At 71.1% G+C, this 26,127-nt stretch carries 20 protein-coding genes and 2 rRNA genes; 1 reads left to right on the forward strand and 21 read right to left on the reverse strand.

The genetic code is table 11. The features are described from left to right. Nucleotides 1-11 precede the first annotated feature (11 nt). Entirely contained in the window at nt 12-620 is a 609-nt protein-coding gene (nadD, locus tag MYF83_RS04720; RefSeq protein ID WP_248958908.1) for a nicotinate-nucleotide adenylyltransferase, read from the reverse strand. A 152-nt stretch (nt 621-772) separates the two neighbouring features. On the opposite strand from nadD, the gene MYF83_RS04725 reads away from it, so the two are divergent. Continuing rightward, entirely contained in the window at nt 773-1,789 is a 1,017-nt protein-coding gene (locus MYF83_RS04725; RefSeq protein WP_248958909.1) for a M48 family metallopeptidase, read from the forward strand. 140 nt (nt 1,790-1,929) lie between these two features. On the opposite strand, the gene MYF83_RS04730 is transcribed toward MYF83_RS04725, so the two are convergent. The 20 genes from MYF83_RS04730 to MYF83_RS04825 form a co-directional block, all read right to left on the reverse strand. Next, nucleotides 1,930-3,714 (reverse strand): serine/threonine-protein kinase, encoded by a 1,785-nt coding sequence (locus tag MYF83_RS04730; RefSeq protein WP_248958910.1) that lies wholly within the window; start codon nt 3,712-3,714, stop codon nt 1,930-1,932. A gap of 202 nt (nt 3,715-3,916) precedes the next feature. Then, nucleotides 3,917-5,200 (reverse strand): glutamate-5-semialdehyde dehydrogenase, encoded by a 1,284-nt coding sequence (locus MYF83_RS04735; RefSeq protein WP_248958911.1) that lies wholly within the window; start codon nt 5,198-5,200, stop codon nt 3,917-3,919. Continuing rightward, the gene (gene proB, locus MYF83_RS04740; protein WP_372500088.1) at nt 5,193-6,347 is read right to left on the reverse strand and encodes a glutamate 5-kinase; all 1,155 of its coding nucleotides are present in this window, start codon (nt 6,345-6,347) and stop codon (nt 5,193-5,195) included. Before proB ends, MYF83_RS04735 begins: the two co-directional genes overlap by 8 nt. A gap of 110 nt (nt 6,348-6,457) precedes the next feature. Beyond that, on the reverse strand, nt 6,458-7,807 hold the full coding sequence (gene obgE / locus MYF83_RS04745) for a GTPase ObgE (protein ID WP_248958912.1): 1,350 nt from the start codon (nt 7,805-7,807) through the stop codon (nt 6,458-6,460). 183 nt (nt 7,808-7,990) lie between these two features. Then, the gene (gene rpmA, locus MYF83_RS04750) at nt 7,991-8,248 is read right to left on the reverse strand and encodes a 50S ribosomal protein L27 (RefSeq protein WP_248958913.1); all 258 of its coding nucleotides are present in this window, start codon (nt 8,246-8,248) and stop codon (nt 7,991-7,993) included. Between the two features lie 12 nt (nt 8,249-8,260). After that, nucleotides 8,261-8,575: a 50S ribosomal protein L21 gene (gene rplU, locus MYF83_RS04755; RefSeq protein WP_248958914.1), complete on the reverse strand. Its 315-nt coding sequence runs from the start codon at nt 8,573-8,575 to the stop codon at nt 8,261-8,263. A gap of 187 nt (nt 8,576-8,762) precedes the next feature. After that, nucleotides 8,763-11,717, reverse strand: coding sequence for a ribonuclease E/G (locus MYF83_RS04760; RefSeq protein ID WP_248958915.1), 2,955 nt, complete (start codon nt 11,715-11,717; stop codon nt 8,763-8,765). 103 nt (nt 11,718-11,820) lie between these two features. After that, the gene (locus tag MYF83_RS04765; RefSeq protein ID WP_248958916.1) at nt 11,821-12,576 is read right to left on the reverse strand and encodes a TIGR03936 family radical SAM-associated protein; all 756 of its coding nucleotides are present in this window, start codon (nt 12,574-12,576) and stop codon (nt 11,821-11,823) included. A gap of 211 nt (nt 12,577-12,787) precedes the next feature. After that, nucleotides 12,788-14,710 carry a TIGR03960 family B12-binding radical SAM protein gene (locus tag MYF83_RS04770; RefSeq protein WP_248958917.1) on the reverse strand — a complete coding sequence of 641 codons (1,923 nt, stop codon included), beginning with the start codon at nt 14,708-14,710 and terminating at the stop codon, nt 12,788-12,790. Between the two features lie 103 nt (nt 14,711-14,813). Further along, on the reverse strand, nt 14,814-15,977 hold the full coding sequence (rodA, locus tag MYF83_RS04775; protein ID WP_308201400.1) for a rod shape-determining protein RodA: 1,164 nt from the start codon (nt 15,975-15,977) through the stop codon (nt 14,814-14,816). A 265-nt stretch (nt 15,978-16,242) separates the two neighbouring features. Beyond that, entirely contained in the window at nt 16,243-18,291 is a 2,049-nt protein-coding gene (gene mrdA, locus MYF83_RS04780) for a penicillin-binding protein 2 (RefSeq protein ID WP_248958918.1), read from the reverse strand. Next, a complete protein-coding gene (mreD, locus tag MYF83_RS04785) occupies nt 18,288-18,815 on the reverse strand; it encodes a rod shape-determining protein MreD (protein WP_248958938.1) in 528 nt (175 codons plus the stop codon). The genes mrdA and mreD overlap by 4 nt, the downstream gene beginning before the upstream one ends. 40 nt (nt 18,816-18,855) lie before the next feature. After that, a complete protein-coding gene (gene mreC, locus MYF83_RS04790) occupies nt 18,856-20,124 on the reverse strand; it encodes a rod shape-determining protein MreC (RefSeq protein WP_248958919.1) in 1,269 nt (422 codons plus the stop codon). A 16-nt stretch (nt 20,125-20,140) separates the two neighbouring features. After that, nucleotides 20,141-21,172, reverse strand: a complete 1,032-nt coding sequence (locus MYF83_RS04795; protein ID WP_248958920.1) for a rod shape-determining protein — start codon at nt 21,170-21,172, stop codon at nt 20,141-20,143. 215 nt (nt 21,173-21,387) lie between these two features. Then, the gene (gene ndk / locus MYF83_RS04800; RefSeq protein ID WP_248958921.1) at nt 21,388-21,798 is read right to left on the reverse strand and encodes a nucleoside-diphosphate kinase; all 411 of its coding nucleotides are present in this window, start codon (nt 21,796-21,798) and stop codon (nt 21,388-21,390) included. 72 nt (nt 21,799-21,870) lie between these two features. Beyond that, complete coding sequence (locus tag MYF83_RS04805) at nt 21,871-23,640, reverse strand: hypothetical protein (protein WP_248958922.1); 1,770 nt, start codon at nt 23,638-23,640, stop codon at nt 21,871-21,873. Between the two features lie 17 nt (nt 23,641-23,657). Then, nucleotides 23,658-23,993 (reverse strand): DUF4233 domain-containing protein, encoded by a 336-nt coding sequence (locus MYF83_RS04810; protein WP_248958923.1) that lies wholly within the window; start codon nt 23,991-23,993, stop codon nt 23,658-23,660. Nucleotides 23,994-24,060: 67 nt separating this feature from the next. Beyond that, complete coding sequence (locus MYF83_RS04815) at nt 24,061-25,383, reverse strand: bifunctional folylpolyglutamate synthase/dihydrofolate synthase (RefSeq protein WP_248958924.1); 1,323 nt, start codon at nt 25,381-25,383, stop codon at nt 24,061-24,063. Nucleotides 25,384-25,710: 327 nt separating this feature from the next. Next, nucleotides 25,711-25,827, reverse strand: a 5S ribosomal RNA gene (rrf, locus tag MYF83_RS04820). Between the two features lie 197 nt (nt 25,828-26,024). Then, nucleotides 26,025-26,127: ribosomal RNA gene (locus MYF83_RS04825) — 23S ribosomal RNA — on the reverse strand; the annotation flags it as partial.

The raw sequence follows: 26,127 nt of genomic DNA on the forward strand, positions 1-26,127 counted from the left end.
CAGCATTCCCATTATGAGGATGCCCGGTAAAGACCCCGCTTGTTGATGTACTGAACAATCCCGTCGGGAACGAGATACCAGATGGGTTCTCCGGCGGCCACACGCTGCCGGCACTCCGAGGAGGAGATCGCGAGCGCCGGTATCTCGATGAGGCTGACCTTTCCCTCGGGGAGCCCCGGGTCGTGCAACAGATGACCCGGACGAGTACAGCCTACGAAATGCGCAATGGTGAACAGCTCGTCGACATCACGCCAGCTGAGAATCTGCGCCAGAGCGTCGGCGCCGGTGATGAAGTACAGCTCCACATCGGGCTCGTACCTGCCGGCGATCTCGCGGAGCGTGTCGATCGTGAACGTCGGCCCCGGGCGGTCGATGTCGATCCGGCTCACCGAGAACCGGGGGTTGGACGCGGTGGCGATGACCGTCATCAGATAGCGGTCCTCGGCCGCGGAGACCTGCTGCTCGGCCTTCTGCCACGGCTGCCCGGTCGGGACGAACACCACCTCGTCCAGGTCGAAGTGATGGGCGACCTCGCTGGCCGCGACAAGGTGACCGTGGTGGATCGGGTCGAACGTCCCGCCCATGATGCCAAGCCGCCTGGTGGGAGTCCCGTTCCTCATGCGAGGAAACCCTAACGTGCCGCGCCGCGCGCGAGGTCCCCGCCCCCTCGCCCTCCGGCAACCCCAGGCAGGACCCCGTACAGGGGCTCGAGCGGCAGGAAGCATGCTGCAAGGCCGCGCGCGGGCATCCGCCCCGACGTAGCATGCCGACCATGACCACCACCACCCCGGATCGCAACCGTGTACAGCTGCCCGGCATCAGCTCCCGGGCCTACGAGCATCCAGCTGACCGGTCGGCCCTGGTCGCGATGCGCTCCCTGTCGGGATTCGACTCGGTGCTCAAGCGCATGTCGGGCCTGTTCAGCGAGCGCCGCCTCCGGCTGATGTTCCTCGCCTCCTCTGTGCGGGCCAGCGAGACGCAGTTCCGCTCCCTGTACGACATGGGCCGCGACAGCGCCTACCTCCTGGACCTCCACCGCATTCCCGAGATCTACGTCCAGCAGGACCCCCGGCCGAACGCCATGGCCATCGGCTTCGACGACCCGTTCATCGTGATCAACACCGGCCTGCTCGACCTGATGGACGAGGAGGAGCTCCGCTTCGTCGTCGGGCACGAGACCGCCCACATCCTGTCCGGCCACGCGGTGTACGGCACGATGCTGGCGATCCTCACCCGGCTCGCCACCCGCGTGGCGTGGATCCCCCTCGGCTACATCGGGCTGCGGATCATCGTGACCGCGCTGGAGGAGTGGCACCGCAAGGCCGAGCTGTCGGCCGACCGCGGCGGCCTGCTCTGCGGCCAGGACCCCGAGGCCGCCATGCGCGCCCTGATGAAGCTCGCCGGAGGGTCCCGCCTCCACGAGATGAACATCGAGGCCTTCCTCGACCAGGCCCGCGAGTACGACACCGCCGGTGACGTGCGCGACGGCCTGCTCAAGGTGCTCAACCTCCTCGGCAGCACCCACCCGTTCGCGGTGATGCGCGTGGCCGAGCTGGACCGCTGGCGCCGGGACGGCGAGTATGAGGCGATCCTGGCGGGTAACTACCCGCGCCGCGAGGACGACGCCAACGCCAAGGTCTCCGAGGAGGTCAAGGCCGCCGCCCGCTCCTACCGCGAGTCGTGGGCCCAGTCCCAGGACCCGTTCATCGGCGTCCTGCGCGATGTCGCCGAGGGCGCGGTCAACGCCGGGGAGCGCATCTTCAACCGGTTCGCCCGCAGGGACAACTGACGCACGCGCGAGGTCCATGGCCGCCCGGCGATGGACCCGCGGCCGAGCGCCGCGGCGCCGATCCGGACGCCGCCGAGCCGCGCACGGGGGCGGTCACCTGACGTGCCGCCGCGGCTCGCGGCCGGGGAGCCCGGCCGCCGTTAGAAGGCGTGTGGCAGGACCCACGCCAGGACGCGGACGGCCGCGGCGCACAGGGCGACGAAGCCGCCGAGGACGGACAGCGCCCGAAGACCCTCCCTGCGCAACTCGGGTACGTGGACGCCGACCCGCTCGACCTCCCGGCCGACGATACCGCCGCACACGACCCCGAACACCACCCCGGCGACGGTCATCGGGCCGGGCTGCACCCACCACTCGCCTTCCATGCTCCCGCCCGCGGCCACCCAGAACGCCGAGGCGGCGATCGCGGACGCGGGCAGTCCCGGCCACACCGCCGCGCTGAGGACGGACCCGGCCAGCGTCACCGGGAAGGACACGACCCGCAGCGAGGCCCGCACCCGGGCCGACCTGCGGTTCCTGACGAGCCAGTGCCCGCTCCACCACGCGCGGGCCAGCACGCAGAAGGCCGCCGTGATGATGAACGTCGCCAGCGGCCAGATCACCGAGGCGACCACGCAGGGCACCGCGAGCATGGCCAGCATGATCAGGACGGCGCTGCCCGGCGGCGAGGAGACCGACGCGCCCCGCACCGCCTCGGCGGCGAGCAGCGACTCCTTCACATCGGTGGCGGCACGCCGCACCCTGCCGCCCTCGCCCGTCGCCCGCCGCTCGGCGCCCTCGGCCTTCGCGCGCCGCTCGGCGGCGTCCGCCTTGGGCCCTCGGACGCGCACCCGTTCACCGGTGGCCGCCGTGCGCGGAACGCGCCGCGCCGCGGGCGTCTGCTTCCGCGCCGCCGGCGAGAGGTTCCCCGCGGGCTCGGCCGCCTCGCCGCGGAGCCGGCCGGCCGCGGGCTCCTCCCCACGGGCGCGCTCGCCGGCAGGGGTGTCCTCACGGGCCCGGGCTCCGGCCGCGTCGTCGGCCTTGCCACGGCCGGCCGGAGTGCCGTCGGCCCTGGTGCGGGCGCTCGGCGGCGGCTCGTCGCCGCGCGTGCCCCCCGCCGGCGAACCGGCGGGCGCCGTGGCCCTGGCGAGGCGCGACAGCCGGTCGGACAGCAGCGCCGCGGTCGGGCGCTTGGCCGGCTCCCGGTGCAGCGCCGCCCTGATCAAGGGCAGTAACGCGCCCGGCACTCCGGCCAGGTCGGCCCGCCCGTTCAGCACGGCGTACATCTGCGCCTCGACCGTGCCCCTGCCGAACGTCGGCCGCCCGGTGGCCGCGAACGCCACCGAGGCGGCCCAGGAATGGACGTCCGAGGGCTCGCCGACGGCCTCCTCGGCGAACACCTCAGGGGCGGAGTACCCGGGCGTGCCGAGGAAGGTGCCCGTCATGGTGAGCCGGGTGGCGTCGGACACCTGGGCGATGCCGAAGTCGATCAGGACCGGGCCGTCGGGGCCCAGCACCACGTTGGCCGGCTTGACGTCACGGTGGATGACCCCGGCCGCGTGGATGATGGCGATCGCCGTGGCCAGCCCCCGCGCGAGGTCGATCAGCTGGGGACCCGACAGCGGCCCGCCGCGCCGCACCGCGTCGAGGAGGGTCTCCCCCTCGATGTGCTCCATCACCAGATAGGGGCGATCACCGGACAGATCGGCGTCGAGCACGCGGGCGACGTACGGGCTCTCCACCCGCCGCAGCGCCCGCACCTCGCGGTCGAGCCGTAATCGCGACTCGGGATCGTCTCCGATCGGGTCACGCAGGATCTTGACGGCGACCTTCACCCCGCGCCTGCCGATGGCGAGGTAGACCTCGCCCATGCCGCCACGACCGAGGCGCTCCACCATGGTGTACGGGCCGACTCGCCCGAGCCCGCCCACTCGCCGTCCGCCCATAGGAGACGCCACCATAGCGTTGATTGCGGCCCCGGGCATCGGCGACGCGCCGGAAGCGACGGCACGGGTTCGACCGGACGGGCGACGGCACACCCCTGCATACCGGTCGGATCACCGCTGAGACCGACGTAAGGGATGAACCGGCCCGCGGGCGGGGCGACCGGGGTGCGCGCAGGTCACCGCCCGCCCTCGCCCCGCATCGTCACGCTCCGGCGATCACGGTCCCGGAGGAGGTGCGCAGGTGGCCGTCGCCGGTGTAGACCCACTTGGTGGAGGTCAGCTCGGGCAGGCCCATCGGGCCCCTGGCGTGCAGCTTCTGGGTGGAGATGCCGATCTCGGCGCCGAAGCCGAACTCCGCGCCGTCGGTGAACCGGGTGGAGGCGTTCACCGCCACCGCCGCGGAGTCGACCAGCGAGACGAACCGCCGGGCCGCCTTCTGGGAGCGGGTGACGATGGCGTCGGTGTGCGCCGAGCCGTACCGCCGGATGTGCGCGACGGCGTCCTCCAGCGTGTCCACGACCGCCGCGGCAATGTCCAGGGAGAGGTACTCCTCGCCGAAGTCCTCCTCGGTGGCGGGCACGACCGCGGCGCCGTAGGAGGCGACGCGCTCGTCGCCGTGCACGGTCACGCCCTCCTTGGCCAGGCGCGCCAGCGCCGCCGGCACGAACTCGTCGGCCACCGCCGCGTGCACCAGGAGGGTCTCGGCCGCGTTGCACACCGACGGGCGCTGGGTCTTGGCGTTGACCAGGATCTCCATGGCCAGGTCGAGGTCGGCGTCCGCGTCCACGTACACGTGGCAGTTGCCGACGCCCGTCTCGATCACCGGCACCGTGGACTCCTCCACCACCGAGTTGATCAGGGACGCGCCGCCGCGCGGGATCAGGACGTCGACCAGCCCGCGCGCCCGCATCAGGTGCTTCACCGAGTCGCGGGTGGTCCCCGGGACCAGCTGCACGGCTCCGGCGGGGACGTGGGTGCCGGCCAGAGCGTCCTGCATGACCTTCACCAGGACGGTGTTGGACCGGTAGGCGCTGGAGGAGCCGCGCAGCAGGACGGCGTTGCCGCTCTTCAGGCACAGGGCGGCGGCGTCGACCGTGACGTTCGGGCGGCCCTCGTAGATGATGCCGACGACGCCGAGCGGGACGCGGATCTGCCGCAGCTCCAGGCCGTTCGGCAGGGTGCCGCCCCGGACGACCTCGCCGACCGGGTCGGGCAGGTCGGCCACCTCGCGGACGGCGTCCGCGATGGCCGCCACCCGCTCGCGGTCGAGCCGCAGGCGGTCGATCATGGTCTCGGGCGTGCCGCTCTCGCGTGCGGCGGCGACGTCCAGGGCGTTCGCCTCGACGATCTCTTCGGTGCGCGCCACCAGGGCGTCGGCCACGGCGCGCAGAGCGGCGTCCTTGGGGGCACGCGCGAGCGGGGCCAGCTCCGCGGCGGCCTCCCGGGCGGCGTGGGCGACCCTCAGAAAGTCCTCGGCCTCAGACATGCCTCGCGCTCCTGCTCTCGGTGGTGGGATCCAGTATGACGATGTCGTCGCGGTGGATCAGCTCTCGCTCGTACTCGGGCCCGAGCGTCGCCGCCAGCTCCCGCGTCGAGCGGCCGAGCAGCTCGGGGATCTCCGCCGCGTCGAAGTTGACCAGGCCGCGGGCCACGGGCGTGCCGTGCGGGCTGTACAGGTCGACCGGGTCTCCGGCGGTGAAGTCACCCTCCACCAGTGTCACCCCGGCCGGCAGCAGCGACTTGCGCCGGCTCACCACGGCCTCGACCGCTCCGGAATCCAGGTGCAGGCGGCCTCGGCCGGTGGTGGCGTGCGCCAGCCACAGCAGGCGGGTGCCGGGATGGCGGCCGTCCGGGTGGAAGAAGGTGCCGACGTCCCGCCCGGCGAGGGCCTGCGCGGCCTGGGCGGTGGACGTCAGCACGACGGGGACCCCGGCCCCCGTGGCGATGCGCGCCGCCTCCACCTTGGTGATCATGCCCCCGGTGCCCACCCGGCCGGACCTGCCCAGTTCGACGCCTTCGAGATCTTCGGGCCCCCTGACGTTCGGGATCCGCCGGGAGTCGGGCTGGCGGGGATCTCCGTCGTACAGGGCGTCCACGTCGGACAGCAGCACGAGCGCGTCGGCGTGGATGAGGTGGGCCACCAGCGCCGCCAGGCGGTCGTTGTCGCCGAAGCGGATCTCGTCGGTGGCCACCGTGTCGTTCTCGTTCACCACGGGCACGATGCCGAGCTCCAGGAGCCGCAGCAGGGTCCGCTGCGCGTTGCGGTGATGCGAGCGGCGCATCATGTCGTCGGCGGTCAGCAGCACCTGCCCCACGCGCAGGCCGTACCGGTGGAACGAGGAGGTGTAGCGGGCGATGAGGACTCCCTGCCCGACCGAGGCGGCGGCCTGCTGCGTCGCCAGGTCACGCGGCCGGGCGCTCAGGCCGAGCGGGCCGAGGCCGGCCGCGATGGCGCCGGAGGACACCAGCACGATGTGCGTGCCGGTCCCGCTCCGCGCGGCGAGCACGTCGACCAGCGCGTCCACCCGGTCGATGTCGATGGTGCCCCGCGGGGTCGTCAGCGACGACGACCCCACCTTGACGACCAGGCGTGAAGCGGCCGCCACCTGCTTCCTGCCGGTGTGGTCCACCACGATCGCACTCCTCCCGCGCTTCCCTCGCTCACCTGCCGCCGGATGCCGTGATCCGCACGACCTGCCGGTCCGGTGGCCGCCCGGACCGCGCCCCGCTCGTCTCCCGCCGGCTACCCGAGGCGGTCGTCGGAGCCGCGGGGGCCCTGCGTGGCGTCGGCGTCCAGGGTCGGCTGCCAGTCGAAGACGTAACCGCCGTCCATCGAACCGATGACCACCTCGGCGCCGTCCTTGGCTCCGGCCTCGCTGAGGGCCTTCTCAATGCCCAGCCGCTCGAGCCGGTCGGCGAGGTAGCCGACGGCCTCGTCGTTGCTGAAGTCTGTCTGCCGGATCCAGCGCTCGGGCTTCTCGCCGGTGACCTGGAAGGTGTTGGCGTCGATCCGCTTGACCGTGAAGCCGGCGTCACCGAACTGCTTCGGACGGATCACCAGCCTGGTCGGCTCCTCGACCGGCTTGGCGGCCCGGGCGGCCGACACCATCTCGGCCATGGCGAACGACAGCTCGCGCAGGCCCTCGCGGGTCGCCGCGGAGATCGTGAAGACCGTCAGGCCCTTCTCCTCCAGCATCGGCCGCACCATGTCGGCGAGCTCGCGCGCTTCGGGGACGTCGGTCTTGTTCAGCACCGCCAGGCGCGGGCGGTCGTCCAGCTCCCCGTAGGCGGCCAGCTCGGACTCGATCACCGAGAAGTCGGTCAGCGGGTCGCGGCCGGGCTCGATCGTCGCGCAGTCGAGCACGTGGACGATCGTCGAGCAGCGCTCCACGTGGCGCAGGAACTCGTGGCCGAGCCCCCGTCCCTCCGAGGCGCCCGGGATCAGCCCCGGCACGTCGGCGGCGGTGAACACCGTCTCCCCCGCCGTGACCACCCCGAGGTTCGGCACCAGCGTGGTGAACGGATAGTCGGCGATCTTGGGCCGGGCCGCGCTCAGGGCCGCGATGAGCGACGACTTGCCGGCGTTCGGGAAGCCGACGAGCGCCACGTCGGCGACCGTCTTCAGCTCCAGGATGACCTCGAGCTCGAGGCCGTTCTCGCCGAGCAGCGCGAACCCGGGGGCCTTGCGCTTGGCGGAGGCGAGCGCGGCGTTGCCGAGCCCCCCGTGCCCGCCCTGGGCGATGACGTACCGCGTGCCGGCGCCGACCAGGTCGATCAGCACCTCACCGGTCTTGGCGTCCTTCACGACGGTGCCGTTCGGCACCTTGAGGACCACGTCGTCGCCATTGGCGCCGTCCCGGTTGGACCCCATGCCCTGCTTGCCGTTCGCGGCGTTGCGGTGCGGCCTGTGGTGGTAGTCGAGAAGGGTCGAGGTGTTGGGGTCGACCTCCAGGATCACATCACCCCCGCGCCCGCCGTTCCCCCCATCGGGGCCACCGAGCGGCTTGAACTTCTCACGGTGGATCGAGGCGCAGCCGTTTCCCCCGTCACCGGCCTTGATGTACAGGACAACCTGGTCGACGAACTCAGCCACCGTCACTCCTCCTCCAGCGTGGCCGTCCGGCCCACGCCGTGCCACCGTCGCACTCCCCGCGCGATGGTGCCCCTTCACGACGATGAGGCGGATCGAAGAAGTCGATCCGCCTCATCAACGTTCTGTCTCGGCCACCGCCGCCACGCGCTCGCGTGGCCCGGCGGCCCATCTCGACCGGCGGATCTACTCCGCGGCCGGGACGATGCTCACGGCGCGGCGACCGCGCTTGTTGCCGAACTGCACGTGGCCCGCGATCAGCGCGAACAGCGTGTCGTCGCTGCCACGGCCGACGTTGTCACCCGGGTGGAAGTGGGTGCCACGCTGGCGGACGATGATCTCGCCGGCGTTGACGAGCTGGCCACCGAAACGCTTGACACCGAGCCGCTGGGCGTTGGAGTCACGACCGTTCCGGGTGGACGATGCGCCCTTCTTGTGTGCCATGGTTCGCTACCACTACTTCCCGGGGTTGATGGCGGTCACCTTCACCTGGGTGTACCGCTGGCGGTGCCCCTGGCGCTTCTTGTAACCGGTCTTGTTCTTGTACTTGAGAATACGAATCTTGGGGCCCTTGGTCTCGCCGAGAATCTCGGCGGTCACCTCGAACTTGCCAAGCGTGGCAGCGTCTGTGGTGACATCGCCGTCGTTGACGACGAGCACCGGCGCCAGCGACACCGTGGAGCCGACCTCACCGGCGACCTTGTCTACCTCGAGGACGTCACCGACGGAGACCTTCTGCTGCCTGCCGCCGCAACGAACGATCGCGTACACCGCGGAACCCTTCTTCTGGCTAATTGCTCGCTGAACGCTGCGCCTCTTGCATCCAGCTCCCGTCGATACACACGACCGGCGAACCGGGTAGGCGCGCGAAGCTAGGCGCGCCACCGGACGCACCGATTCACTAGGATACCGGATTGCTGGTGCCCTGGTCGAACCGGACGGTACGCCGGGTGCGGGTCTATTCGGCCGGCCCAGCCGGCCTGGTCGCCTTTCGGGTGCGTCGCCGCCCCCGGGCGGAAGACTGTGCGGCCTGCCCGTCGTCGCCGGCGGAGCCGTCTAGCGCATCCGTCACGCTATCACGACCGCCCTCGCCGTTCGCGACGACCGGGATGCCGCCGTCCTTGAGGGACTTGTCGGCACCGGTCTTCTCGAGCTTCTCGGCCACGGCCTTCTCCACCGCCATCTTGCCCTGCGTGGGGCGGGGCTCGATGGCCTTGGACTCGACCGGCTCGGTCGAGACGATCAGGCCTCGGCCGTTGCAGCAGTCACAGGGGGTCGAGAATGCCTCCAGCAGGCCCTGGCCGACCCGCTTACGGGTCATCTGGACCAGGCCCAGAGAGGTCACCTCGGCCACCTGGTGCTTGGTGCGGTCGCGGGCCAGGCACTCCAGCATGCGCCGGAGCACCAGGTCACGGTTGCTCTCGAGCACCATGTCGATGAAGTCGATGACGATGATGCCGCCGATGTCCCGCAGCCGCAGCTGCCGGACGATCTCCTCGGCCGCCTCCAGGTTGTTCCTGGTGACGGTCTCCTCCAGGTTGCCGCCCTGGCCGGTGAACTTGCCGGTGTTGACGTCGACGACGGTCATCGCCTCGGTGCGGTCGATCACCAGGGAGCCGCCGCTCGGCAGCCACACCTTGCGCTCCATCGCCTTGGAGATCTGCTCGTCGATGCGGTAGGCGGCGAAGACGTCGCCGTCCTCCCACTTGGTCAGCCGGTCGGCCAGGTGCGGCGCGACATAGCGGACGTACTCGTCGACGGTGCCCCAGACCTCGTCCCCGGCCACGACCAGCGAGGAGAAGTCCTCGTTGAAGACGTCCCGGACCACGCGGACGGTCAGGTCGGGCTCGGAGTACAGCAACTCGGGCGGGCTGGCCGACTTGGCCTTTCGCTGGATGTTCTCCCACTGCGCCGAGAGGCGGGCCACGTCACGGCTGAGCTCGTCCTCGGACGCGCCCTCGGCCGCGGTCCGCACGATCACGCCGGCGTTCTCCGGCATGACCTTCTTCAGGATGGCCTTGAGCCTGCTGCGCTCCTTGTCGGGCAGCTTGCGGCTGATGCCGGTCATCGACCCGTCGGGCACGTAGACCAGGTAGCGGCCCGGAAGGCTGATCTGGCTGGTCAGCCGGGCGCCCTTGTGGCCCATCGGGTCCTTGGTGACCTGGACGAGCACCGACTGCCCGGACTTCAGCGCCGACTCGATGCGCTTGGGCTGGCCCTCGAGGCCGGCGGTGTCGAAGTTGACCTCACCGGCGTACAGCACGGCGTTGCGGCCCTTGCCGACGTCGACGAAGGCGGCCTCCATCGACGGCAGGACGTTCTGCACCTTGCCGAGGTAGACGTTGCCGACGTAGGACTGACTGGCCTCACGGTCGACGTAGTGCTCGACCAGCACGCCGTCCTCGAGCACCGCGATCTGGGTGCGGCCGCCCTGGCGGCGCACCACCATCACGCGCTCGACGGACTCGCGGCGGGCCAGGAACTCCGACTCGGTGATCACCGGCGGGCGGCGGCGGCCCTGCTCGCGGCCTTCCCTGCGGCGCTGCTTCTTGGCCTCGAGGCGGGTGGAGCCGCGGAAGCCCTGGACCTCGTCGACCGAGGTCGTGCGCCCGGCCCGGGGCGCGCGGATGCGCACCACCGTGTTCGGCGGGTCGTCGACCGGCGTCTCGCCGTCGTCCCCGCCCCTGCGGCGACGGCGGCGACGGCGACGCGAAGAGCCGGACTCCTCGTCCTCCTGGTCGTGGTCGCGCGCGGTCTCGGCCTCGGCCGCAGGCTGCGCCTGGTCGGCGGAGGCGGCGCGGGCCTCGTCGCCGGCGTCCCCGGTCTCCTCGGCCTCGTCCTGCTCGCGTAGCTTGCCCCGGCCGCGGCCACCGCGGCGGCGGCGACGACGGCGGCCGCTCGCGTCGTCCTGCTCGTCGTCCTCGTCGAAGTCGGTCTCCGCGGCGTCCTCGGCCTCGGCGGGCTCCGCCTCGGGCTCGGGCTCGGGCTGCTGCCGGGGCTCGGGCACGACGGGCGGCACGGCCGCGCGCGGCTCGGGAGCCTGGAAGATCGGCTGGAACACCGCGGCGGGCGCCTGGAAGGTGACGGCCGGGGCGACGCGGGCCTCGGCGACGGCGGTCAGGCCGAACGGGTCGGCGAACACCGCGCCCTGCGGCCGCGCCTCCTCGGCGACGTCCTCGCCGGCGGGCTCGTCGTCCAGAGGCTCCTCCTCCGGCAACGACTCGAGGACCTCCGGGGTGACCTGCGCCTGCGCGGCCGGCGGCTCCTGGATCGCCGGAGCGGCGACCGGCTCGGTGCTGGGTCGTTCCGCGGCCTCGGGGGCTTCGGCGACCTTCCTGGTGCGCCGGCGCCGCACAGGAGCGGACTCCACGGCCGGAGCCTCTTCGGCGCGCACGGCCTGCTCGGCCGGGCCGGAGACCTCAGGGCTCGCGGCGTCCTCGGCCTGCGCGACCGGGACGTCCTCGGCCTGGGCGGTGTCCTTCTTGGCGCGCGTGCGCCGCGTGGTCGCGGGCGCGCCGGTGTCCTTGGCCGCGGCGCGGCGCGACCGCGTGGCGCGCTTCGCGGGGGCCTCGGCCGGCTCGGTCGCCGGCTCGGTCTCCCCGGCGGGCTCGGCCACGGGAAGCGCGGCGTCCGGCGCGGCGAACCGCGCGTCCGCCTCCGGCCTCGCGGCCGGGACCTGCCCCGCGAGAGACGTGGTGCCCGCTCCGGGCTCCTGCCTCGGGGCCGGGATCTCTCCGGCGGCCGCAGTCTCCTCCGGCGTGCTCACCAGACCGGCGGCACGCTCCGCCTCCTCGGGCGGCGGACCGGCCGGGCGGCTCGCCGCCCGGCGCCGGCGGACCGGCTTCGCTTCTTGCTGTGCTGTTGTATCCCCGTCAGAGCCGTAGGCCCCGACAATGGGCTCGTTGTCGAGCATGCGGGCGTTCTCCCGTCAGGCTCCCGGGCACGTCGCCGCGCCGCGCGGGAGCTCTCGTCTCTCGCTGTGCGCCGGGCCGCCTCGCGGGGCCCGACGCCAAGTCCTATTTGTGGTCACCGACGTGCTGCACAGCCGGTCCCGGCTCGCCGCCGCGAATGTCGCGGTCCAGGTCGAGCGGGTCGGCGGTCCCACCGGTGCGCGCGTCGAGCGGACCCTGCGCCAGCCTGGTCACCGCGGGGGGTGACGGCGGCGCGAAATCAGCCACAAGACGCAGACCCGTGAGCACGTCGTCGGGTCGAACGGCGGGCGTAACGTGCCGAACAACCATACGAAGTATCGCATATGGCGGGCTCGGCTCCCGGCCCGCCGTTTCGCCCGTTCCTTCATCGGCCGTCAGGGCGACGACGGCCTCCCTCGCGTCGAAGCGGCGCAAGCCCTTCTTGGTCAGGCGTTCGACCTCGACACGCTCGGCGGCCATGAAGCGTTCGACCGCCGCCTTCGCCCGCTCCGGCTCCGCGCCGGCCAGCCTGATCTCCCAGACCGAGCACTCCAGCCTCTCGGCCAGGCTCCCAGGACCCGCCTCGACGACGTCGAGCACGTCGAGCCCCGGTGGTAGCGATGAGTCGAGATCGTCACGGAGCCGCGTCGGCTCGCACGGCGAGACGACGCCGATCTCGAGATATTCGGCCTCGCTGGCCACTCCTGTGGGGGCGGCTCCCGCGTAGGAGATCTTCGGATGGGGGGTGAATCCCGCGCTGAAGCCGACCGGAATGCCGGCCCGGCGCACAGCTCGTTCGATGGCGCGCGAGATGTCTCGGTGGCTGGTGAACCGCAGGCGGCCACGCTTGGCATAGCGCACGCGAAGGCGCTGCACCACAGGCGCGGGCGGGGGTCCATCAGGAACGGGGTTCTTCAGCTAAGTCATCCTTCCTGTCTCGGTGGTCGTCTTCCCAGGATAGGGGCCACCACGGCCCACCCGGTCGCACGTCGCAGGCACGAGGCTAGACCACCGGGACCGGATGTCCTATCTGGTCAACGGTTACGGCGGGTGTTTGCTTCCATCCGGCGGGTCAGACGACCGTCAGCGGCAGCAGTTTCCTGCCCGTCGGGCCGATCTGGATCTCGGTCCCCATGGTGGGGCAGACGCCGCAGTCGTAGCAGGGAGTCCACCGGCAGTCCTCCACCTCGGTCTCGCTGGTGGCGTCCTGCCAGTCCTGCCAGAGCCACTCGCGGTCGAGACCGGCGTCCAGGTGGTCCCACGGGAGCACCTCGACCTCGTCGCGCTCGCGCGTGGTGTACCAGTCGACGTCGACCGGCTCGCCGGCCAGCGCCTTCTCGGCGGCGGACATCCAGCGCTGATAGGAGAAGTGCTCGCTCCAGCCGTCGAAGCGCCCGCCGTCCTGCCACACGGCCCTGATCACCGCGCCGACCCGGCGGTCGCCGCGCGACAGCAGGCCCTCCACGATGGACGGCTGCCCGTCGTGGTAGCGGAAGCCGATGGCCTTGCCGTACTGCTTGTCGGAGCGCAGGGAGTCCCTGAGCTGCTTGAGCCGGCGGTCGACGGTCTCGTGGTCGCACTGGGAGGCCCACTGGAAGGGGGTGTGCGGCTTCGGCACGAAGCCGCCGATGGACACCGTGCACCGGATGTCCCGGGAACCGGTGGCCGCGCGGCCCGCCGCGATGACCTTCTTGGCCAGATCGGCGATGCCGAGGACGTCCTCGTCCCTCTCGGTGGGCAGGCCGCACATGAAGTAGAGCTTCACCTGCCGCCAGCCCTGGCTGTACGCCGTGGTGACGGTGCGGATCAGGTCTTCCTCGGTGACCATCTTGTTGATCACCTTGCGCATGCGCTCGGAACCGCCCTCGGGCGCGAACGTCAGGCCCGAACGGCGGCCGTTGCGCGAGAACTCGTTGGCCAGGTCGATGTTGAAGGCGTCGACACGGGTCGAGGGCAGCGACAGGCTGGTGTTGGTGCCCTCGTATCGGTCGGCCAGCCCCTTGGCGACCTCGGCGATCTCGGAGTGGTCGGCGCTGGACAAGGAGAGCAGGCCGACCTCGTTGAAGCCGGACTCCTTGATCCCCGCCTCGACCATGTCGCCGATCGTGGTGATCGACCGCTCGCGCACCGGGCGCGTGATCATGCCCGCCTGGCAGAACCGGCAGCCGCGGGTGCAGCCGCGGAAGATCTCCACGCTGAAGCGCTCGTGCACGGTCTCGGCCAGCGGGACCAGCGGCTTCTTGGGATACGGCCACTCGTCGAGATCCATGACGGTGTGCTTCTGCACGCGCCACGGCACGCCGGACCTGTTCGGCGCGACCCGCTTGATCCGCCCGTCCGGGTGGTACTCCACGTCGTAGAACTTCGGGACGTACACGCCGCCGGTGGACGCGAGGCGCATCAGCAGCTCGTCACGGCCGCCGGGACTGCCCTCGCCCTTCCACTCGCGGATCACCTCGGAGATGGCGATGGCGATCTGCTCTCCGTCGCCCAGCACTGCGGCGTCCAGGAAGTCGGCGATCGGCTCGGGGTTGAACGCGGCATGGCCGCCCGCCAGCACGATCGGGTCGTCCTCGCCGCGCTCGACGGCGTCGAGCGGGATGCCGGCCAGGTCGAGCGCGGTCAGCAGGTTGGTGTAGCCGAGCTCGGTCGAGAACGACACGCCGAGCACGTCGAAGGCCCGCACCGGGCGGTGCGCGTCGACGGTGAACTGCGGCAAGCCGTGCTCGCGCATGAGCGCCTCGAGGTCGGGCCAGACGGCGTAGGTGCGCTCGGCCAGCGTCTCGGGCAGCTCGTTGAGGATCTCGTAGAGGATCTGGACGCCCTGGTTGGGCAGGCCCACCTCGTAGGCGTCGGGGTACATCAGCGCCCAGCGGACGCTCGCCTCGTCCCAATCCTTGACGGTCGAATTGAGCTCACCACCGACATACTGGATCGGCTTCTGCACGCTGGGCAGGAGCGCTTCCAGACGGGGAAACAGCGACTCGACAGACATGTGAACAAGGTTAGTTGCTGCCCGCCGCCTCTCACGCCAGCGGACCCCACCCGGGTGGGCGATCTCGGGTGGGATCAGGCGGGCGGGGATCAGGGCGGGCGGCTCAGAACGGCCGCTCGCGAATGTGGACGGCCTGCAGCAGCCCGACGGCGATCATGTTGGCGAACGTGGCGGTGCCACCGTAGGACACGAAGGGCAGCGGCACTCCGGTGATCGGCATGATCCCGATCGTCATCCCGACGTTGACCAGCGTCTGGAAGGCGAACCAGCACACGATGCCCGCCACCACCAGCGCGCCGAACCGCTCGTCGGACTGGCGGGCGATGCGCAGGCCCCGCACCAAGACCACGCCCAGCAGCGCCACCACGGTGACCGCGCCGAGGAACCCGAACTCCTCCCCCGCCACGGTGAAGATGAAGTCGGTGTGCTGTTCCGGTACGAATCGCCCGGTGGTCTGGCCTCCCTGGAAGAGCCCCTTGCCGAAGAGCTCCCCCGAGCCGATGGCGATCAGCGCCTGCGTGCTGTTGTATCCCGCTCCGCGTGGATCGTTCGCCGGATTGATGAAGGCGGTGAACCGGGCGATCTGGTACGGCTTGAGCAGGCCGAAAAGCCATACGGCGGCGGCCCCGGCCATCGCCAGCACGGCGAGCCCGGCGATATAGCGCTTCCGGAGGCCCGCGAAGATCATGGACGCTCCGGTGATGACGGCGAGGACCATGGTCGTGCCGAAGTCGGGCTGCAGCATCACCAGCCCCATCGCGATGGCGGCGGCCGCGGCGCAGAGCAGCAGGTCCAGCGGGCGCGGCCGGTCGGCGCCCCGGGCGGGCTCGGCGAGCAGCGCGCTCAGCATGAGGATCAGCGCCGGTTTGGCGAGCTCGGACGGCTGGACGGCGAACCCTCCCCCCAGCAGGATCCACGAATGGGAGCCGTTGATCGTCGACCCGAGCGGGGTGATCACCGCAAGGAGGCCGAGAAGGGACACCCCGTACACGGCGGGCGCGTAGATCCGCAGCGTGCGCTGGTCGGCCAGCATGGCGATGCCGCAGAGCACCCAGCCGATGGCGAGGTTGAGTATGTGCTTCTTCACCATGCCGGTCGGCGCCCCGGCCGCCCAGGTACGGGTCGAGGACCACACCAGGAGCGTGCCGATCACCGACAGCGCCATGACGGCCACGAGCAGGACGCCGTCGACGCGCCACACCGCCGAGTGCGCCCCCATGGCCCTGCGGACGATGGAGCGGCTCCGCGGGACGAGAGCCTGGTTCACGGGGCATCCGGGGCCGAGACCCCGACCTTCTGGGCGGTGGTGCCCGGGCCCTTCGTGTCGCGCCGGCCCCGTCCGCTGGGGGCGGCGCGTTCTGCGATGGCGAAGCGGGACATGCGAGATCTGTGCTTTCTGCTCGAAACACCGTGCGGCGCGCGGTGCCTGCGCGGGGAGGGGCCGGGGCCGCCCGGCCGGTGAACCGCGAACCGGCAGGCCCCGAAGGAGGGCCGCGCGCGCGAATCTCCGGCCGCCAAGCCGTGGTCGGGCGTCAATGCACGACCGTCCCGTCTTTACTGATCTTCGGGAGGCGTTCGACGGGCTTGCCCCCGGGCAGCGCCGCCGGGCCCTTGATGCCGTAGATGCCCTCGTAGATCTCTCGTGCCGCGGGGGCCGCGGCCATGGCGCCCTGGCCGCCCTGGGAGATCGTGACGACCACCACGAACCTCGGGTCGGCCGCCGGCGCGAACGAGGCGAACCAGGAGGTGTCCTCCTTGCCGTACACCTCCGCCGTACCGGTCTTGCCGCCGATCTTCACCACGTTCATCGGGAAGCCACTGAAGGCACCGGCGGCCGTTCCGTCGGAGGTCACCTCGCTCAGGGCGGCACGGATGTAGTCACGAGTGCCCTTGTCGATCGGCAGCCGGCCGGTCACCGGGGCCTTGATCTCCTGCACCTGGGTGCCGTCGGGCCGCACCAGCGCCTTGCCGATGCGGGGGCTGCGCAGCTTGCCGTCACCGACCAGCGCGGCGTAGGCGGCCGCCAGCTGCAGCGGCGTCACCAGCACGTCGCCCTGTCCGATGGAGAGGTTGGCGGCCTCGGCGGCCTTCCACTCGAACCCCTCCAGGCAGTTCTCGTTGGCCAGCCTCTTCAGGTACGCGGCCCGGCCAGGGTCCTTCTTCTCCACCTCGGGATAGCCGGTCTTGGCCCGCGTGCAGCTCAGATGCCGCGTCGCCGCCCACATCTGCTTCTTCCACCCGCGGCCGGGGATGCGCCCGGGCACCTCGCCCGGCAGGTCGATGCCGGTCTTCTTGCCGAACCCGAACGCCTTGGCCGTGTTGGTCATCGGCTCCTTGGGATGTTTCACCGGCTTGAGGCCGCCGTCCCGCTGCCACATCTCGTAGGACGCCCGGTAGAAGATCGTGTCACAGGACTTCACCAGCGCCGTGTGGAGATCGATGACTCCCATGCCGATGCCGTGGAAGTTGTGGAACGCCGTGCCGGCGACGTCGTAGACCCCCGGGCAGTCGTACTTGCCCTTCAGCGGGTAGCCGTCCCTGACCATCGAGGAGACCGAGGAGACCTTGAACGTCGAACCCGGCGCGTACTGGCCGTGGGTCGCCCGTGAGATCAGCGGCAGCCCGGTCTTCTCCGACAGCAGCCGCTGGTAGTCCTTCTCGGAGATGCCGCCCGCCCAGACGGCCGGGTCGTAGGTGGGCATGCTGCCGATCGCGATCACCCCGCCGGTCTTGACGTCGAGCACGACCGCGGCCGCTCCGTCGGCCTTGGGCGCGTTCTTCATGGCGTTCGCGAGCGCCTGGTCGACGGCCTTCTGCACGTTGGCGTCCATGTTCGTGATCAGGATGTCGCCGGGCACCGGCGAGGTCTGCCGCTCGACGCCGAGCACCTTGCCCATGCGGTCGACCTGGACCCTGCGCAGCCCCGGCGACCCGCGCAGCGCCTCGTCGTAGACGTACTCCAGGCCGTCCCTGCCGACCAGGTCGACGCCGGAGAAGTTGGCCTTGAGCTTGGACCGCTTCTTCAGCTCCTCCTCGGTGACCGGCTGGAGGTAGCCGAGGGTCTGGGAGGCGCCCGTGCCGAGCGGGTAGTCGCGGACGGCCTGCACCTCGGCCATCACGCCCGGGAAGTCCTCCTGCCGCTCGAGGATCTGCAGCGCCTGCCGAGGGCTGACCTTGTCGTCGATGGGGATCGGCGAGTACAGGGAACCGGGCCAGCAGGGACGGGTCACATGGGGACCACAGGGGCGGATGCGCTCCCGCAGTTCCTTCACCGGACGGTCCAGCACCGCGCCGAGCCGTTTCAGCACCGCCACGCCGCCGTCGCGCATGCGCTCCATCTCTGCGCGGTCGACGGAGACGACCAGCGCCGTGCGGTTGCGCACCAGAGGCCGCCCGCTGGCGTCCAGGATCGGCCCCCGCACCGCGGGGACGATGACGTCACGGGTGCGCGTCTCGGTGGCCGCCGCCACGAACTGTGGCCCGCGCACCACCTGCACCTGCCACAGCCGCAGGGCGAGCACCGCGAGCAGCAGGAACACGAGGAACTGCAGTACGACCAGCCGGGCGCGGACACGGTTCACACGCGCCTCCGGACCGGGTAGGCCCCCGTGGGCACGGCCTCGCGCCTCCGGCGCTCGCCGGAGGCGCGGGCGACCGCCCAGAAGACCAGCGCCGCGATGGCGAGGTTGTACATCACCAGCGAGGGCCACACGCCGAGCAGCTCCGTCCAGTCGACCCGGGGGTCGCCGAGCAGGCCGCCGACGCCCGCCGACAGCAGTGGCGCGACCATCACCGCGATGATCACCGTGACCGCCCCGAAGCCGGGCGCCCGCTCGGCCGCGCGTCCCACCATGTAGCCCACCAGGCAGAACACCAGCGCGTACTGCCCGATGACATGGGCGGCCGGCGGCAGGATGTCGGTGACCAGGCCCACGATGAACCCGGTCAGGGCGCCGGCCACCGCGCCGCGCGCCAGAGCGAAGGTCACCACGCCCATCAGCACCAGGTCGGGCGCGCCGCCACCGGGCAGCGGAAGGCGGTTCACGACGGTCACCTGCACGATCATGATGAGGCCGGCGAGCAGTACCACCGCCATCCCTCGCATCACGCCCTCATGTCCTTTCGCCCGCTGGATGCCCGCTGCCTCATGTCCTGCCGCCCGGGCGGTCGCGCTTTCGCCCGTCCGCCCGCTTCTCCTGGCCAGGCCCATGGCCCCCGCCCGTACGCCTGGCCCCGCCCGTACGCCTCGCCCCGTCCGTACGCCTCGCCGCGCCCGTACGATTCGCCGCCCCGGCGCCCGCCCGCGCGGGCGGGCCGCCGCCCGTCCGCCGGTCGGCGTGAGCGGGCCGGCCGCGCATGTGCGCCGGGTGCCGCCCGATGCCGCGCGTCCTCTCGCGATCGCCGGCTCCCTCGTCCGGTGACGGCGAGGACGAAGCGGACGGCGACGACGACGGCGCGGCCGACGGCGCCGGCGAGGAGGGAGGTGGAGCCGAGGGCGCCGCGGCGGGCGGCCGGGTGGCACGGGCCCGCGTCGCCACCGGGGGCGGTGGAGGCAGCATCGCGTCCCTGGGATCGCGTTGTGGCGCCCGTGCGACCACCCCGACCACGTCGAGCGCCGTGAAGTCGACGAACGGCCTGGCATAGGCCACGCGGGTCAGCTCACCGGGCGTCGCCTCCACGCGCTCGATCGTGCCGACCGGCAGGCCCGGCGCGTACGGCGTGCCGTTCTGCGAGCCGAAGCTCACGATGCGGCGCCCGGCCGTCAGCGTCGCCGCCGAATCCAGCAGCCGGAACCGGACGAGGCGCCCCTCGGCCGCCGGCCCGAGGCCGGTGACGACGCCGATCTGGTTGCCGCCCTCCATCCGCGCCCCCGCCGCCGACGCGGGGTCGGTCAGCAGCACCACCGTGGAGGTGGACGGGCCGGTGTGCACGACGCGCCCGACCAGGCCGTCCCCGTTGAGCACGGTCATCTCCGTCCGGACGCCGTCCTGGCGGCCCGCGTCGATCTCGACGGCGTCCTCGAACCCCGGGACGCCTCGCCTGGCGATCACCTGGGCCGCGACCACGCGGTACCCGCCGAGCCCCGAGAGACCCAGCATGCGCGACAGCTCGGCCGACCTGTGCCGGTCGAGGCCGGCGGCGGTCGCCTCGCGTCTCAGCCGGGAGTTCTCCGCCCGCAGCACCGCGATCTGCCGCTTGTACTCCGGAGCGGAGGAGAAGGTGTCGATGAGATCGCCGACCGGGCGCACGACGCCCGTGCCGGCCTCCTCCGCGACCCCGAACAGCGACGACGCCACCCCGCGGACGGGCTCGAACAGGGAGTCCTCGCGCTGCCGGTGATCGATGGTGATCAGGACGAGCGCCGCGGCCAGCAGCAGGCCAAGGATCAACCGCGCACGGCGGGTATCCCTCATCAGTGTCTCTGCTCCATCAATGTCTCGGCTCGGGCACCAGCACCTGCTGCAGGGCCTCGAACTCCTCCACACACTTGCCAGAGCCGAGCGCCACGGAGTCGAGGGCGTTCTCCACCAGGTGGATGGGCATGCCGGTCTCGTCCCGCAGCCGGTCGTCCATGCCCTTGAGCAGGGCGCCGCCGCCGGTGAGGGCCACGCCACGGTCCATCAGGTCGCCCGAGAGCTCCGGAGGGCACTTGTCCAGCGTCGACTTGACGGCGTCGACGATGGACTTGAGCGGCTCCTCGGTGGCCTTGCGGATCTCGTCGGCCGAGACCACGATCGTCTTGGGCAGCCCGGTGACCAGATCACGCCCGCGGATCTCGGCATGGCAGTCGTCCCCCGTCGGGCACGCGGAGCCGATCGCGATCTTGATCTCCTCCGCGGTGCGCTCCCCGAGCATCAGGGAGTACTCCTTCTTGGCGAAGGCGATGATCGCCTGATCGAGCTCGTCGCCTCCGACGCGGATGGACTGGCTCGTCACGATGCCGCCCATCGAGATGATGGCGACCTCGGTGGTGCCACCGCCGATGTCGACCACCATGTTGCCGGTGGGCTCGTGGACGGGCAGCCGGGCGCCGATGGCGGCGGCCATGGGCTCCTCGATGATGTACACCCGGCGCGCCCCGGCCTGGTAACCCGCCTCCTTCACCGCGCGCTGCTCCACTCCCGTGATGCCGCTGGGAACGGCCACGATGATGCGGGGCTTGGCGAAACGGCTGCGTTTGTGCACCCGTTGGATGAAATAGCGCAACATGCGCTCAGTCACGTCAAAGTCGGCGATCACGCCGTCCTTCAGCGGGCGTATCGCCACGATGTTTCCGGGCGTTCGGCCAATCATCCTCTTGGCCTCGATGCCCACTGCCACGATCTTGCCGGTGGTCGTATTGATCGCCACCACCGACGGCTCGTTGAGCACGATGCCGCGCCCGCGCACGTAGACCAAAGTGTTGGCGGTGCCCAGGTCGACGGCCATGTCACGGCCGAGGAATGCCAGCTTGCTGCCCATGGGGAAGGAGACCTTCCTTCAGGTCGTTCGCGAGAGATTACGATTCGCATTCGAATCGTAACGTGACGTACCCACTCGCGAGGGCAACGAGCCGTGCGGCCGAGGAAAAAGTTGTCGCGCTTTCCAGGCCGGCAAGCCGCCGACCTGCGCTTATGCCTGCCTGAAATGCCTCATGGCCCCGGCACGCGCGATGCGCCGGGGCCTTAGGTCAGCCGTCAGAAACGGTCAGGGAAGAAAATCTTGACCTCACGGGCGGCCGACTCGGGCGAGTCGGAACCGTGGACGATGTTCTCACCGATCTCCAGCGCGTGGTCGCCGCGGATCGTGCCGGGAGCCGACTTCACCGGGTCGGTGGCGCCGGCGAGGGCGCGGAACGCCTCCACGGCGCGCGGGCCCTCCAGAACCATGGCCACCAGCGGGCCGGAGGTGATGAACTCGACGAGCTCCCCGAAGAACGGCCTCTCGGCGTGCTCGGCGTAATGGGCCTTGGCGGTCTCGGCGTCCAGCGTGCGGAGGTCCATGGCCACGACCTTGAGGCCCTTGCGCTCCACGCGGGCGATCACGTCACCGATGAGGCCGCGGCGGACACCGTCGGGCTTGATCAGGACAAGCGTGCGCTCGGACACGAGTAATCTCCTTCGTTGTGTCACCGGCCGTCGCACAGGACGACCGGCGGATGAGGGGAAGCGTGTGCGAGCTTACCGGGCGGCGGCCCCGTCACCGTCCTCACCTGTGGCGCCCTCGGGAGACCTGGTGGGCGGAGGGACGACCGGAGGCGCCGCGGTGCCGGAGTCGGCCGCCGAGGATGCCCCGTCCGCGGGCTCGGCCGCGGGGGCCGGAGGGCTCGCCGGGCCGGTGGCCTCGCGTGGCGCCACCTTCACATCGGACGGGGCGGAGTGGCGCGGTTCGGCGTACTCCACCGTGTCGGGGGGCGCGCTGTCGTAGGACCGGCGGACCAGCACGGCGCCCAGGATCAACACGATGACCACCGTGAAACCCGCGGCGAGCGCCCAGATATGCAGCGCTCCGACGAACCCCTCGACCATGGCCTCGGAGGTCACCTTTCCGGACATGCTGACGGCACGCAGCCAGCCCACCTGGATGCCCGTGCCCAGCAGGAAGCCGGACAGGACGGCGGGGAAGCAGAGGGACAGCCCGAACAGCGCCGCCCGGTATCCGGCGCAGCGGACTGCCGACGTGACCGCCACGGCCGCGCCCGCCGTGAGCAGCACGAACGGCACGACGAGCGGCATGCCCGAGGGGGAGGGAACCAGCAGTCGCACGGCGCACAGCCCCACGACCATGGCCACCAAGCCGCCTCCGACCAGCTTGGGCACGAGCCCGGCACTCAGCCGCGCGGCCACCGACGCGGCGGCGAGCGCGATCAAGGCGGCGAGCCCGAAGGGGATCCACAGGCCAGACAGCCCCGGCCCGCCGAGGCCGCCCAGCTCCACGTAGGTCACCTGCGCGGCGGTCGGCAGCACCACGAGACCGACGGCGACCATGACGAACGCGATGAGCCGGCCGCCGGGACCCTCGACGCGGCCGAGGTAGGCCATCGCCAGCAGCGTCACCACGCCGATCGCCGCGGCGACCATGATCAGCCCCGAGGGCCAGTCGAAGGTGGTGCCGACGGCGAGGACGGCGATGCCCGCGGAAGGCCCCGCCGCCAGCGCCAGATGACCCCGGTCCACCGGCTTCCGCGAGCCGGACGCCTGGGCGGCGCTCTCGGCGGTCCCGGATGCGGTCGGCGAGCCGGCCGCCACGGTGGCGGCCGCGGTCTCCGCACTCTCGGTGGTCTCCGCGATCTCGCGGGCGAGCGTGCCGCCCTCCCGCCCCGGCTCCCTGGACAGGCGCGAGAGCGTGAAGTGGACCGCGGCCAGGGCGAGCGCCACGCCGGTCAGCAGCGGATACGGCTGGAGGGTGACCCGCCACGACGTCACCTCGTCGAGCGGCCAGAGGGCCAGCGCCTGGGCGGCCAGCAGGCCGACGGCCAGCGCGCCCGCCCAGACCGGTAGCAGGACGTTCCGGGACGCACCTGGACGTTCACCCACCGCGGCGAGGGTCGCCGGGACGAGCACGCCGGCGCCGATGCCATGCAGGGCGCGCAACGCGCCGACGCCGAGGGTCGAGCCGGCGAAACCTCCGGCCACATCGGCCACGGCGAGGCATGCGAGCCCCGTCACGAGCATCGGCGCCGCCGGGACCCGCCTCAGCACCGCCGCGGCGAGCGGCACCGTGCAGAGCATCACCGGCAGGGCGAGCCCATGGGCTCTCAGGATCCACACTCCGGCGATGTCGGGAGGCAGCAGCGCTGAGACCACGGAAATGGTGTTGGGCACGGCGACGATCGCCAGTGGAAGCGCGACCACGGCCAGGAGCCCGACGATCACATCGAGCACGAGCGGCAAACGGTTGACGCGGCCCAGACTCGCGAGGCCTGCGGCCTGGATGGGGGGTACGGCCATACTGGCCGACTTTAGCGTTAAGTCACGCCCTCGACACGACGAGCGACGAATATTGCGGTCACCCAAAGCGCGGCGAAGATCACGCCGAGGAAGAACATCATGGGGACGAGGAACCCCGTGGCGATGGCGAGCACCTGCACGACACTGCCGGCGATGTAGGCGAAGGGCCGCTTGAGCAGGCCCGTCACCACCACGCAGGCCAGCGCGAGCCCGATGCCGACGGTGACCGCCACGGCCGGGGAGACGCGGTTGACCATGATGGCCACCGGAGTGATCAGCCCGAGAACGATGGCCTCCATGCCGAGCACGCTGGCGCACAGACGCCGCATCCCCGGCGTCACGGTGATGTTCACGCCCGCGATCCCTCCACTCCGCCACTCCCCCAGACTTCCGCCGGCCTGACTTCCACAGGCCACCGGCTCACTGTGCTCCGCCGGCCTTCAGCAGGAGGCGAGCGTCGCCGACGGTGACGACGGAACCGGTGATCAGCACCCCGGCTCCCGCGAACTCGCCGGTCTCCTCCGCCAGGCCGATCGCGAGATCGATGGCGTCGTCGATGCGTGCCACCTGATGCACCCGCTCGTTCCCGAAGATGCTCTCGGCCAGCGCGGCGAGCTCCTCGGGATCCATCGAGCGCGGTGAGGAGTTGCGGGTCACGACGATCTCCTCGACGAGGGGCTCGAGGAGCTCCAGCACGCCGGCCACGTCCTTGTCGGCCATCACCGCGACCACGGCGATCAGCCTGGTGAACCCGAACGACTCCTCCAGGGCCTGGACGACCGACTCCATCGCGCCGGGATTGTGCGCCGCGTCGACGAGGACCGTCGGACCCCGCCGGATCACCTCAAGGCGGCCCGGCGAGGTCACCAGGGCGAACGCTCGCCGCACCAGGTCGGCATCGAGAGGATCGTCACCGCCTGTCAGCGCCTCCACCGCCGCGAGAGCGCAGGCGGCGTTGCCGGCCTGATGCTCGCCATAGAGCGGGAGGAAGATGTCCTCGTAGATGCCCTTGAGCCCTTGCAGGCGAAGGATCTGGCCGCCCATCGCGAGCTCCCGGTGCACCACCCCGAACTCCAGCCCTTCACGCGCCACCGTCGAACCCGTCTCGGCGGCCCGCCGCATCAGGACCTCGCCCGCCGCGAGCGGCTGCTGCGCCAGCACGGCCATCGAGCCGGGCTTGATGATGCCGGCCTTCTCGCGCGCGATCGACTCGATGTCGGGGCCCAGGTAGTCGACGTGGTCGAGAGAGATGGGAGTGACGACCGCCACCGCGCCCTGGGCCACACTGGTCGAATCCCAGGTGCCGCCCATGCCCACCTCGATGACGGCGACGTCGACCGGGGTGTCGGCGAAGGCGGCGTAGGCCATGGCCGTGAGCGTCTCGAAGAACGACAGCCTGCCCTGCTGCTGGTCGACAAGTTGCAGGTAGGGCTGAACGTCCTCATAGACCTCGGTGAACCGCTCCTCACTCAGCGGCTCTCCGTCGATGGTGATGCGCTCGCGCATCGAGGTGAGGTGAGGGCTGGTGAACCGGCCGACGCGGAGGTTGCGCTCGCGGAGCAGGGTGTCGATCATGCGGGCCGTGCTCGACTTGCCGTTGGTGCCGGTGATGTGGACGACCGGATAGGCCCGCTGGGGCTGACCCAGCAGATCCATCAGGACGTTGATCCGGTCCAGAGTGGGGTCGATGTCCCACTCCACACCACGCTGCAAGATCGCCTTTTCGACCGCCTGGTATTCCACACCTGAAGCCTACTTACCACCGCCCGCCCCCCGTACCGCCCCTCCCACCCCTGTGAACAACTCCGACCAGCGGATGCGGACGAGCGGGTGCGCTTGGAAGTCGTGCCGCGGAAAGGAGCGGGAGTGGAGAAAGAGTCCAGAAGGAAGACGGTCCAGAACGACGATGGTCCTGGATGCCAAATGGTCGCGGAGCGCAGGAAAACGGTCCCGGGACTAGGCCTGGAACGGACTAGTCCCGGAACGAACTGGCCCTGGAACGAACCGGCCCTGAAACGCAGGAAAGCCACCCACAACGTGGATGGCTTCCCTGCTGATGCATTAAATTTTGTCCGGCGGTGTCCTACTCTCCCACACCGTCCCCGGTGCAGTACCATCGGCGCTGGAAAGCTTAACTTCCGGGTTCGGAATGTAACCGGGTGTTTCCCTTCCGCTATGACCGCCGTAACCCCTTGAAACACACAAACCAGGCCACGGGCCAGAGTTTGCTGCCTCTGAGTTACATAGTGGACGCGAGCAATCAGCCCTGCTGCAGGATCAAAACCATGCGGTGATCGCGCCTGCTCCCGGGACCCGGCGAAGAGAACCGGGGCGGCAGCACACCACCACACACAATCGACACCACACAGCAGAACACTAGCTTTGTGGTCAAGTCCTCGGCCTATTAGTACCGGTCAGCTCCACACCTTACGATGCTTCCACCTCCGGCCTATCAACCCAGTCGTCTACTGGGAGCCTTACCCCCTC

This window comes from Sphaerisporangium perillae (assembly GCF_023276435.1).
Classification (GTDB): domain Bacteria; phylum Actinomycetota; class Actinomycetes; order Streptosporangiales; family Streptosporangiaceae; genus Sphaerisporangium; species Sphaerisporangium perillae.